General features: G+C 38.1%; 12 protein-coding genes, 1 tRNA gene and 1 pseudogene. 4 read left to right on the top strand and 10 right to left on the bottom strand.

Annotated elements, in window-relative coordinates:
- Positions 1-7 precede the first annotated feature (7 nt).
- From msrA to FJR09_RS20560, 4 genes are all read left to right on the top strand, one after another.
- On the top strand, positions 8-673 hold the full coding sequence (gene msrA / locus FJR09_RS20575; protein ID WP_168652940.1) for a peptide-methionine (S)-S-oxide reductase MsrA: 666 nt from the start codon (positions 8-10) through the stop codon (positions 671-673).
- A gap of 127 nt (positions 674-800) precedes the next feature.
- Positions 801-1,676 carry a M48 family metallopeptidase gene (locus FJR09_RS20570; protein ID WP_015080526.1) on the top strand — a complete coding sequence of 292 codons (876 nt, stop codon included), beginning with the start codon at positions 801-803 and terminating at the stop codon, positions 1,674-1,676.
- Between the two features lie 23 nt (positions 1,677-1,699).
- Positions 1,700-2,797 carry an alpha-hydroxy acid oxidase gene (locus FJR09_RS20565; protein ID WP_168651745.1) on the top strand — a complete coding sequence of 366 codons (1,098 nt, stop codon included), beginning with the start codon at positions 1,700-1,702 and terminating at the stop codon, positions 2,795-2,797.
- A 65-nt stretch (positions 2,798-2,862) separates the two neighbouring features.
- Positions 2,863-2,946: transfer RNA gene (locus tag FJR09_RS20560), tRNA-Leu, on the top strand.
- Between the two features lie 505 nt (positions 2,947-3,451).
- Here FJR09_RS20560 and FJR09_RS20555 read toward each other — a convergent pair.
- From FJR09_RS20555 to FJR09_RS20505, 10 genes and pseudogenes are all read right to left on the bottom strand, one after another.
- Positions 3,452-5,695 (bottom strand): polysaccharide biosynthesis tyrosine autokinase, encoded by a 2,244-nt coding sequence (locus tag FJR09_RS20555; RefSeq protein ID WP_168652939.1) that lies wholly within the window; start codon positions 5,693-5,695, stop codon positions 3,452-3,454.
- A gap of 312 nt (positions 5,696-6,007) precedes the next feature.
- On the bottom strand, positions 6,008-6,583 hold the full coding sequence (locus tag FJR09_RS20550; RefSeq protein WP_168652938.1) for a WcaF family extracellular polysaccharide biosynthesis acetyltransferase: 576 nt from the start codon (positions 6,581-6,583) through the stop codon (positions 6,008-6,010).
- Positions 6,531-7,166, bottom strand: a complete 636-nt coding sequence (locus FJR09_RS20545; RefSeq protein WP_168652937.1) for a YdcF family protein — start codon at positions 7,164-7,166, stop codon at positions 6,531-6,533. Before FJR09_RS20545 ends, FJR09_RS20550 begins: the two co-directional genes overlap by 53 nt.
- 12 nt (positions 7,167-7,178) lie before the next feature.
- Positions 7,179-7,358 (bottom strand): annotated as a pseudogene (locus FJR09_RS25555) (glycosyltransferase family 2 protein); the annotation flags it as partial.
- A gap of 203 nt (positions 7,359-7,561) precedes the next feature.
- The gene (locus tag FJR09_RS20535) at positions 7,562-7,948 is read right to left on the bottom strand and encodes a type II toxin-antitoxin system VapC family toxin (RefSeq protein ID WP_015080521.1); all 387 of its coding nucleotides are present in this window, start codon (positions 7,946-7,948) and stop codon (positions 7,562-7,564) included.
- Positions 7,945-8,205 (bottom strand): DUF2281 domain-containing protein, encoded by a 261-nt coding sequence (locus tag FJR09_RS20530; RefSeq protein WP_174782883.1) that lies wholly within the window; start codon positions 8,203-8,205, stop codon positions 7,945-7,947. The genes FJR09_RS20535 and FJR09_RS20530 overlap by 4 nt, the downstream gene beginning before the upstream one ends.
- Before the next feature lie 5 nt (positions 8,206-8,210).
- On the bottom strand, positions 8,211-9,014 hold the full coding sequence (locus FJR09_RS20525; RefSeq protein ID WP_168652935.1) for a glycosyltransferase family 2 protein: 804 nt from the start codon (positions 9,012-9,014) through the stop codon (positions 8,211-8,213).
- Positions 9,015-9,058: 44 nt separating this feature from the next.
- Positions 9,059-10,408 carry an acyltransferase family protein gene (locus FJR09_RS20520; RefSeq protein ID WP_371416391.1) on the bottom strand — a complete coding sequence of 450 codons (1,350 nt, stop codon included), beginning with the start codon at positions 10,406-10,408 and terminating at the stop codon, positions 9,059-9,061.
- A 388-nt stretch (positions 10,409-10,796) separates the two neighbouring features.
- Positions 10,797-11,081: a hypothetical protein gene (locus tag FJR09_RS20510; protein ID WP_371260406.1), complete on the bottom strand. Its 285-nt coding sequence runs from the start codon at positions 11,079-11,081 to the stop codon at positions 10,797-10,799.
- Between the two features lie 21 nt (positions 11,082-11,102).
- Positions 11,103-11,915 (bottom strand): Uma2 family endonuclease, encoded by an 813-nt coding sequence (locus tag FJR09_RS20505; protein WP_015080516.1) that lies wholly within the window; start codon positions 11,913-11,915, stop codon positions 11,103-11,105.
- Between the last annotated feature and the right edge of the window lie 12 nt (positions 11,916-11,927).

The following is an 11,927-nucleotide window of genomic DNA, read 5'->3' as shown; positions in this document are numbered from 1 at the left end:
AAAAATCATGGGAATATTCGGATTTGGCAAAAAGTCAGCCCTACCTACACCTGAGCAAGCCTTACCAGGACGCGCAGAAGTAATGCGAGTATCAGTACAACATTATGTTAATAAAAATCGTCTTCAAGCACCTTTTCCCCAAGGCTTAGAAACCGCCATGTTTGGTTTAGGCTGTTTTTGGGGAGCAGAACGCAAATTTTGGCAACAAGAAGGAGTTTACACCACTGCGGTAGGATATGCGGCTGGTTACACACCCAACCCCACCTATCAAGAAGTCTGTAGTGGCATGACCGGTCACAATGAAGTAGTATTAGTAGTGTTTGACCCCAAAATCATTACTTATTCCCAACTGTTGAAAGTGTTCTGGGAAAGTCACAACCCCACCCAAGGAATGCGTCAAGGTAATGATGCTGGTACTCAATACCGTTCAGGAATTTACGTTTATTCACAAGAGCAAAAAGAACTAGCAGTAACATCACAGAACGCTTATCAACCAGCCCTCAGCAGTGCCGGGTATGGCAAAATTACCACAGAAATTTTAGATGCACCAGAATTTTATTATGCTGAAGAATACCATCAGCAATATTTAGCTAAAAACCCCGGTGGTTATTGTGGTTTAGGTGGTACTAACGTAGCTTGTCCCGTAGGTATTCCTGAAGCACAAGTTAGTTAGAACCCCAGAAATCAAAATCATATCGTAGGTTGGGTTGACGCAAGGAAACCCAACAAAATCCTCGATCATCTTGGATTTTGTTATGTCAAAAACACTAGAATTCACATTTTTGATTAATTTAAATACTATGTCCTTACTCAAAACCTCGCTTACAGGCTTAAAAGCAGACTCATTCCGTCATCCTCTGGACTTGGAAGCCACCAAAACTCTCAAACAAATTCCCGGTTTAGATATGATGGTGCGAAATTTGCTCGGTCCCATGGCCGAACAGGTTTTCTATGTGGAAAATATCGCTTCTAGTATTTTGGTAGGAGAAAAACAACTTCCTGATTTACACAAGTTACTATTAGAAGCTTGTCAAATTCTGGATATTGATCCACCTCAGTTATATGTGCGTCAACATCCAGCCCCTAACGCTTACACCTTTGCCATGCGAGGTAAACAGCCTTTTGTGGTTATTCATACATCCTTGATTGAAATCCTCACCCCTGAAGAGATACAGGCTGTAATTGCCCATGAATTAGGTCATCTTAAATGTGATCATAGCGTGTATTTAACACCTGTGAATTTATTGATTTTAGCTGCTGCCATTGTCCCAAATGTCGGTGCTGTTTTGGCTCAAGCTATTCAGTCACAATTATTAGAATGGGTCCGCTGTGCTGAGTTTACCTGCGATCGCGCCGCTTTGTTAGCTACCCAAAATCCGAAAGTTGTCATGTCAGTATTAATGAAGTTAGCCGGCGGTTCTCCCAGTTTAGCCCCCCAACTCAATTTAGATGCCTTTGTTGACCAAGCTCGTGCCTATGATGACATTAGTAAAACGGAATTGGGAGAAATGGTCAAATCCGCCCGCACAGCCCAATTAAGTCATCCTGTCCCCGTATTACGAGCGAAGGAAATTGACCGTTGGGCAGGTAGTCAAGAGTACCAAAAATTAGTGCAAAATCACGGCATTAATCACAAAAGTGAAACTATATCTCAAGGTGGATGGAGGAATTGGTAGATTTTGCTAGAGTCAATCAAGATATGAATTCTTTATCAGCGATTAATTTATTTGGATATGAACAACTAGCAAAAGAGCATCTTTCCCAGATGGCTTTTGATTATTACAGCAGTGGTGCATGGGATGAAGTGACCTTGCGGGATAATCTCGCTGCTTTTACAAGAGTGAAACTTCGTCCGAAAATGTTAGTTGATGTTAGTAACATTAACCTCACTACCCAGGTTTTAGGGGAATCTTTGCAATTACCCCTATTAATCGCACCCATGGCTTTTCAATGTCTGGCTGATCCAGAAGGAGAAATTGCTACAGCCTTAGCTGCGGCTGATGCAGGTGTGGGCATGGTGTTGAGTACCCTTGCTACCAAGAGTTTAGAAGAAGTTGCCACAGTTGCCAATGGTTTGCAATGGTTTCAGCTTTACATCCATAAAGATCAGGGTTTAACTCAGGCTTTGGTGCAACGAGCATACACCGCAGGATACAAAGCAATTTGTCTGACTGTAGATGCGCCTATGTTGGGAAAAAGAGAACGAGATCAGCGCAATGAGTTCACTTTACCTCCTGGCTTGCATCCCGCTAATTTAACTAATATCTCTGGTTTGGACATTCCCCAAGCATCAGGAGAATCTGGTTTATTGACTTATTTTGCTCAACAAATTAACCCCGCAGTCACTTGGAAGGATTTGGAATGGTTACAATCTCTGAGTCCCCTACCTTTGGTAGTGAAAGGAATTTTACGGGCTGATGATGCTGTGCGGGCTGTAGAATATGGAGCGCAAGCAATTGTAGTTTCTAATCACGGTGGTAGACAATTAGATGGAGCGATCGCTTCTTTGGATGCTTTACCTGATATTATCGCCGCAGTAGACGGTAAAGCCGAAGTCCTATTGGATGGTGGTATCCGTCGGGGTACAGATATCCTCAAAGCCTTAGCTTACGGTGCTAAAGCCGTACTCATTGGCCGTCCGGTGTTATGGGGATTAGCGGTAGCTGGAAAAATTGGCGTATCTCACATCATTTCCTTACTACAAGATGAGTTAAATTTGGCAATGGCTCTGAGTGGTTGTGCCAGTTTGGGGGATATTGATTCTAGTTTGGTGAGCCAATTACCAAAAAATTTCTAAATTAAATCTAATTACCTCTTGCCAAACTAAAAAAAATAGGCTATACTTACAAAAGTGACACCCAAGGGCGGGTGGCGGAATTGGTAGACGCACCGCACTCAAAATGCGGCGGCCGTGAGGTCATAGGAGTTCGATTCTCCTCCTGCCCATTTAGAAAAATAAATTCGAGTCACAGATACGAAATAATGTCTGTGACTGGTTTCTCGTGAATATTTCTTTGCTTAATACAGCGGTTTCCGCTCTTATGATGTACAAAGGTGGTGGGGGCATCTTAGCCGCTAGATATGTACCTCATAGCACCGGGAAGTGCTGTATAATTCCGAAATTAAGTAGGGCTGGCTGAATAAAGCTATACTCAACACGGCTTATTCATTTGATTCTGTGGGTAGGGGTTTAGCAGTGCTAAACCCCTACAAATTTAGGTTTTTCATAATTTCCTAAAAGTCCATGTCCCAACCGTGTTTAGTATAAAGCCGTTTATTAAAAAGCGTTTCGTGGATTTTTAGAACAAAAAAATGCAAAGTTTTGGTTTATGGTGTCTCAAAACAGTTGCATTTTTCCTTGTCGGATCTAGGAAATTGAGGATATCCAGATAGGTGAAACAGTTAAGATTTCCCCACCCATGGCTTAAGCCACGCCTCGCTATCAGCAAACCTAACTAACCGCTTGACTCTTAGTATAGTAATATGAACTATACCTATAATTATAGTTATATCCGAGTCCTCGGAATTTGTCGCCGTTGACTACTAATCCTAGTAAATTGATGGGAGATGCTTTTAGCGTATGAACAAGTTGCTTTGCGATTGATTTATCTGTTTTATCAATTCTTACAACTAGCATCACACCATCAGTATGAACTGCTACCAATCTAGCATCTACTAATCCTGACAAAGGAGGAGTATCATAAATCACTAAATCAAAATTATCGGTGAAATAGTCCATTAGTTGACTCATTTTATCTGATGAGAGCAACCGGGCAGGATCGGGTGGTACAGGACCTGCGGTAATCACAGATAAATCATCAAATCCAGGCACTTTTTGAATTACTTGCTCTACATCTATATCTGAAGAAATTAAACTAGTTATTCCCCACAGATTATTTAATTTTGATATTTTGTGAACCTTGGGTTTGCGGAGGTCACAATCTACAAGTAATACTTTTTTCCCCATGACCGCGGCTGTTTTTGCCAAGCTAAATGCCACCGTACTTTTACCATCTCCGGGGACAGCAGAGGAAACAACTAAAGACTTAATTGGTCGATCAGAATTAAGCAGTTGAATATTACTATATAAAACTTGCAAGGATTCCCAAAATGATCCCTGTCCATAATAATAGCTGGATCGGGAAGGACGACGAGGAGAAGTGTTAGATTCATCACTTACCATAAGAGGGTCTACAACTACTTCTGGTTCTTGATCTTTTCCTCTCTTTCTCAGGTTGAAAGATCGACTCCCAACTAAGTTTTTATTAAAGGGAAGAGATCCTAATAAAGGCACTCCCATCTTATCCTGGACATTTTCAATACTGTGATAGGTATCATCAGTCTGTTCTCTGAGAAAAGCAGCACCTATGCCCAACAAAGAACTAGCCACAAATCCCAATAGTAAACTCCGGGGAACATTTGGGGAAATTGGATATCTTGGTAGAGTAAATGCTTGGATTAATTCCCAAGGTAGTTCTGTTTGTGCTACGTCTATTTGTAATTGTTCACGTTTAGCTAAAAACCTCGTCAAACTCTCATTTGCTAGTTGTAAATTCAGTTGAATGTCAGTGTATTGTCTAGAGAGAATTGGTAGTTGTTTTAATTCGCTTTGTAATTGTTGTTCTGCTTGTGTCAGTTGTTGATTATCTACTTCTACTTTCCGAACGAGAACAGCCGCTTGAGCTATTCTAGTGTTCAAAATTCGTTTTGCTTCTGCATTGATAATAGGTAAGAGATTGTTTCTTTTCTCTTGTAAGGTTTGAATAACTGGGTTATCAGTTTGAAATCGAGCTAATTCTCCAGATATTTGAGTATCTAATTGGCGCTGTTGGGCAATTAACTGTTGGTAAAGAGGAGCATCATTGAGAATGGCCAATTGTTCTTCTGGTGTCTGCAATCTCAGATAATTATTTTTAGCAGCGGCTAACTGTTGATTTACAGATAGTCGTTGTTGTGCAAAAGATTGGAGTTTTCCAGTAATTATTCCAGATTGGCTTTCTGGACTAATAAAATTGTATTTTTGGCGAAATATTTGCATTTCTTTTTGCAACTGTGTCACCCGATTTTGGATATTGGGTAGTTGTTGATTCACAAATTTAACGCCTTGACTTAGTTTGGTTTGCCGCTTGTCTAGGCTGTATTTTAAATAGAATTGAGAAAATGTATTCAAGACGAACTGAATTTCTTGAGGATTATTACTTTGATAGCTGATTTCGATGATTTTTGTTGTTCCAACACGACGAATATTTAAACTTGAAACAAGGGAATTATAGGTAATTTCAGGATATGATTGTTGCAATGTTTTAATAATTGGTTCTAGCAGTTCTGAACTTTTGAGAACTTGAATTTGACTTTCGTAATCTAGTCCAGGTTTAGAAAAAGTAGATTCTACCTCCAGGTTTATTTTCCCTACTTGATCATCATTATTAACAGGTTCAACTAAGATTTGAAAGTTTCCTTGATATATAGGTTCTTGATTCAGTGTTGAATAAGTAACACCAGTCATACCAGCAGAAATAACCGCTACAATGATAATTGCTCGGCGTTGTAAAAGTTCAAAAAAGCTCTTAAAACTTAGACCATCAGACTGTTCCTGTTCAGCAAACTGAGAAAATGTAGAATCTGGAAATGATCCAGATGTAGGAATGATGCTATTGATAGAATTGGTCTGGTTTGTAATTTGCTTATTAAGCATTGATTTCTATTGTGTAAGTGGTAAGGGAATGATATATAAACGTTTTTACTATTGTGAAGAAATTGCTATTTGTTAATTCAACAACTCAATTAAGCTGGAAGATATACTTAAATGGAATTTGTCATAAACCAAACCTTGGTATAATTTTCATGCCTGAGATTTTGTATAAACTTAGAGATAATTAGGTCATGCCACTATTTTAAGCTTCTGGAATACCAAAAACAATGTATTTGCACATTATACTCTTACTCATCCAGTATTTGTATATATTGCCAAAACAGACAGTATTTTTTTATATACTAATTTTTGCAACTATTCATTTTTGGTGGTGGGAGATGCAATATCTTCCCATTCTGTCCTTTTTTTGATTGGTTGAGCCGGATTTCCTGAGTAGATGATATTAGCTTCTAAGGATCTTCCTGTGACACTACCTAATGCTAAAACTGCTCCCCTACCAATGGTGACACCAGGACCGATAACTGATTTAGCTGCTATCCAACTGCTTTCTTGAATATGAATGGGGGCAGGAATCAGTTTAAAATTGGGATGATTCCAGTCATGATTACCAGTACAAAGATAAACGCCCTGGGATAAACACACATGATTTTCGATGACTACGGTTGCTAGATTGTCAATCCAGGTATTTTCTCCAATCCAAACATGATTACCAATGGTCAAGCGCCAGGGAAACTTAATGCGGACTCCAGGCTTGATATTCACACCTTTGCCGATACTAGCTCCAAAAAGCCTCAGTATCGAAACTTTTATAGATGAGATAGGTAGCCAATAACTTTCAACTAATGGTGAACCGATGAAGTACCATAAAAGTTGTTGACTATATGTCGCTCCGGGTGTGTAGCTGCCGACTGTGTAATTGTCTAAACGCATAAAATGGGGGGCGAAAACGTGGGTTAAAGCTGGCTCCTGTCCGACCTGAGACAATCCACAACAGGGAACGTCCACTATCACGAACAATGCGAAGTATAGATTCTCTAGCTTGTTGAGTGGGAATAGAGATAGGAGTAAAAGTAATACCTTGACTTCCTAAAACTAAGGTAGCAATAGTTTTAGCTCTGGGCAGATGAAAATCAGAGGTAATTAAGTAAATATGTTGAATATGGCGCTGTTGGAAATCTTTAACGAGCGTAGTAAAATTAGTAACAGTGTCAACAGCACGGTAGTCAAGGTGAATGCGATAAGTGGGAATAGCTACAGCTTGGAAAATGGAAAAAGCTTGGGCTGGGGGAGCGCCACTAGAGATCCAAATATCTAAATTGGGATGGTTTTGACCAAATTCTGCGGTAAATTTTTCCCGGTCTGAACCACCACCAAGGGTAAAGATAACTTGGGGATAGGGGGCTTGGTAGGAAGCGATCGCTATTCGGATGGGTATAATACTTAGAAATATCATGATCAAGCCTGTGGAGGCAAAAACTACATACTTTGCAATTTTGCAATGCAACAATTTCATTAGAGATATTACTTAAAGTTTCAATTTCTCTGCTTCAATTATATGTATGCTGAGGAGAATTTCTGCCAATACTCGCTGAAATGTATAATACCAACCATGCCAACCGTCAAGAATACCACCTTTGATAATCAGACAATAGACTAAAATTATTAAAGGTGCTAAAACTTTCTTTTTGCGGATGCGATCGCTGATTAATTTAGATTTCTGTTATGATCTTATTTTGGCGATTCCTAGGTCGCGCTATCTCTATTCCTTCGGAACGCTATGCGAACGAGTCCCGTCAGGGATACGCTATCGCATTTCCCAAGAAAAACTTTAAAGCAAGTATCTAATTGGAAAGATTCATTCGCTCAACAATAAACCTCGACAGGGAAAATCTGATCAAATTATTGTGTCTACCACAATCTTTGGATTGAGTAGCTGTCGAAGGCAGAATCTACACTGAGAATTGGCATTTGGCTGGCTATGGACTGAGCTATGAGCATCCGATCAAAGGGATCTCGATGGTGGGGGGGAAGGCTACCTAAAGTCCAAATATGGGCTAATTCAAGAGGCAGCAATTGGATGTCATTAATCTGCTGCTGGACGGCTAACAGTTCGGATAAGGTCATATCAAAGCGGAGTTTACCCAACTGGAGTTTAATTTGCATTTCCCAGATGCTGGCTATACTCAGGAAAAGGATATTGCTTCGGTCTAAAATCAGGCTACTGGCTCTTGTAGAGAGTTTCTCTGGACAGATGCCGCACCAAATGAAAGAATGGGTATCTAGCAATAGATTCATTCTTCACCTAGCCAAAATTCATCCGGGAGGGGATTGTTAAAGTCTTCGCTCATCCATCCTTTGCCTTCTTGAAGTCCGAGAATCCGAGGTGGTTGGGGAATAATGTCTTTAATGTTTGGGTGGACATATTTTTGGGTAAGGAATTCAATGAAGTCTTCAATTTGCTGAAGCTGTTCGGGAGGAAGTGCTTGGATCTTGTTGAGTAGTATCTCTGGCTTAGGGATGATTTGGGTTGTCATATTACCGTCGGGGTTCATGTTTTTTATTTTTGGGTTCGCTCAATATCTATTTTCTCTGCTTCTATTATATGTATACTCAGCAATATTTCTGCCAATACTCTCTGAAATGTATAATACCATCCATGCCAACCGTCGAGAATACCGCCTTTGAGGATGAGACAATAGATGAAGATTATTAAAGGTGCGAGGATTTTGCGTTTACGAAGGCGATCGCCTATACTAAGTTCATGCTCTGGTGTTTCTAGAAGTTTTTTACTTTCAATTACCATATAACGATCTTGCGCCCATAACCAACGACTCAATGGTTTGCGATCGTCGTGGTGGATGTATGCTGATAGTTGACTGGATTTACCTTGTACAATCACTTTATGAGCGTGTCCATCATCTTGATAAATTGCTTTTTCTCTTTTATAAAGGACTTTGCGGGGTGGAAGCAAAGTACCACGTAAGGGTTTACCAAAAACACAGTATTTGAACCTGACACTATAACTATTTATATCTGACTCTATTGGCAAAGATGTAATTTCCCGAATTAAATCATCGGTTAATATATAATCTGCATCTAGAGATAGTACCCATTCTGATGTAATTTTTGACAGTCCATAATTGCATTGACTAGCGAAGGAATCAAATTTCCTAGAAAATACTTCTAATTGAGGGTAGGAAGACAAAATTTCTAATGTTGTATCTGTGCTATAACTGTCAATAACAATGATTTTACTTGCCCATTTAAGTTTTTCCAGGGTACGATTAATGTTATTTTCTTCGTTATAGGTAAGGATGAGGGGGGTAATTTGTTCTGATTCTGATATTGATAAAAAAAACATTGAAATAATTATCCTTTAAACTTAATCTCGAAGTTTCGTAAATTTTAATTTTTATTCTTAAAATATAACATATTTAAGAGTCTACTTTCTAACCATGTAGTACCAAAACTTACTATTGTAATAATTGTTATGTACAGAAATGTTATTAAATAATAATTATCAATACTTAGTTTCATAAATGCAGCAAATGCTGGACGAATTGGAGGACTATGAAGCAAGTAAAAAGAATAAGAAATATTACCCATAAATACAAAATAAATACTTACTATTTTAATTTTCATTATCAACAAAGAGATAATTGTTAAAATAGCGAATGCTACTACACCTATAATAGGATCTATAAAAATTTCTCTGAGCAACAAATTCGTTTGGAAATTTAGGAAGATTATGATTAACGTACCAGAAAAAATAACGCTATAAATATATTTATTTTTGAGAGAATTTAATTGCATATTTTTATTCATTAAGGTTGAATATGCAAGAGCCATTCCCAAACTAAACTCCATCAGACGATTAGGTGAAAGACCCAACATTAAGGTATAATGTTCAGGCAAGCTAATTGTAACTATTCTTGATATTAAACAAAACACTACACTTAAAATCAAAAAACGTACATTGCCAATTCTTTTAATTAAAAAGAATAAAAAAGGAAATAGTACATAAAATTGAATTATCAAACCAACATACCAAAAAGCATCAGGACCATACCAAAAATAATCTTTAAAAAAAACTCTTAGGCCTGTTATACTTAGTAATAGACCTATATTTAAAGGCATATCTTCATATTTACGCATAATAAACCCAGTTATCAAAAATACAATATGGGCAAGTATATACAATGGGTAAATTCTGAAAAACCTTTTAAAGAAGAACTTTTTCCAAGTAAAATTCTTCCAGTTAGTTAATAATCTATTATTAAAACTGGAAGATAAAATATCATTTTTCAGCATGGAAAATGTTAAGCCAAATCCACTTAAAATAATAAAAACACTTACTCCCGAATAACCAAATTTTGCTATATTTGACCTTACCGGAGACATAAGCTGGTCTATATGATACCAGCAAATCCAGATAATAGTTAATCCCTTAACTACATCGAGGAATTGATAGGGACGAATATTGGGATCGTATGTAGTATTTTGGCTACTCATTTTTACGCTTCTGACTAATTCTTTAGGATAAAATAAATGCTCAATTACCTCAACAGCAATCACAATATCAAAGTTGTCTCCTAGTTCGGAGTATGGTAAATCGTAAATGCTACCTTGAATAAAGTGACAATTGGGAAAACTTTGATTAGCCAATTTTACACCTGATTCAGATTCTTCAACACCAACAACCTCATAACCCTGTTGTGCTAGGAAATTGCTTAAACTACCATTACCACAACCAATATCTAAAATCCGAGGTTTTTGTTTATTGGGGGGGGTAGCATTTCTGACATTATTTCCATAAGTGGTTTTAGCAAATAACCATGATGATGTCCAGCTTGACTATCTTGATAAGAATATTCGTATTGGTTAGGTGTGTTAGTCATTTGTTTGAATAGATCATTTGGTAAGTTAGGTCTTTTACTGGAGATTCTAACCATTGATTAAAAATAGCGATCGCTGCTGGGATTTTTGCTATGATGGTTTATGTTTGTCTTTTATTCACATCTTTCTGATTATCCCATAATCCGCCAGGGAATTAATTCCCTGTCTAATAGCTCAAGTCTACTGAAGTAGACTAAAGATTAATTTTCAGTCCCCTGAAGTAAACTGGATTCTTGGTTTCGGTAACTTACAAGTCTTTTACTGGAGATTCTAACCATTGATTAAAAAGAGCGATCGCTGCTGGGATTTTTGCTACAATTACTTCTGTTTGCTTGGCTAGTTCTAATACTCTTTCTTTTCGCAGTTGCAGATTATAATTATGACGTGCTAAGTGTCTAAATTTGCGAGAATCATTTAATTGTAATAATAGTGAACCTTGCCATAAAGGAGGACGATTTTCTCCACCAATTTCTGCCATTTGTAACAATAGTTGTTCATGCCAATTTTCCGCTTTTGGCATACCTGCAGAAATGCTTTTTTCAGTTAATTTTATTTAGATCTCATCTAAATTGACTCCCAAAGCCCGCAATTTTTCAGCTAATTTGTCTGCCCGTTGTTTCTCCTGTTCTGCTCTTTCGGCAAAAGTAGGAATCCAATCACCATCTTGATTATACCAACGTAGCCACAAACCTTCTGTACCTTGATATTTTCCCGCCCAAACTCCTACTCCTAATTCCAACTCAGGAAACCAGAATTTTGGTTCTAACAGTTCCACTGCTTGATATTTTGTCCCAAATAGTTGAAATACTCGGAGACGATTTTCATATCTATCGAAAATAACATAATATGGCGATCGCAAATACTGTTCATAAGCCTGCCATTTTGTCGGCGGTTTATTCGCGCTTCTTAATGTTTGTCCTAAATCTTCTGCTTCCGTACCTGGTGATAATAATTCTACTATTAAAAATGGAAATAATCCTTCTTGCCAAATCACATAACTCCAGCGCATATCCTCCTGTTTTTCAGAAGCAGGCACTCCTAACACTAAAAACCAATCTGGTTTTTTATACCATGAATAATGGCGAGGATCATAGTATAAGTTTAAATCTGTACCAATGAACATTTCCTCCCTGGGATAAACGGGAGATTGACAGGTTTCCCGTAATAATTGCGGTTGAAAGTCATGAAATTCGTCTGGCAACCATGGCTTCTCTGGATTTTCACTAGGTAAGTCATACATGGTTGGCATGGTTTCCCATGGTGGACGGGGATGAATTGTGGAGTCTAATTCTTCATTAATATCCTCACTGGGTAAATCATACATGGTGGGCAGGTTTTTGTGCGGAGGTGCTTCACTTTGATACATGATGACTATCTC

Origin of the sequence: Dolichospermum sp. UHCC 0406 (assembly GCF_009712025.1) — a bacterium.
In the GTDB taxonomy this organism is placed as follows: domain Bacteria; phylum Cyanobacteriota; class Cyanobacteriia; order Cyanobacteriales; family Nostocaceae; genus Dolichospermum; species Dolichospermum lemmermannii.
This window is presented reverse-complemented; position numbering and strand designations above follow the sequence as displayed.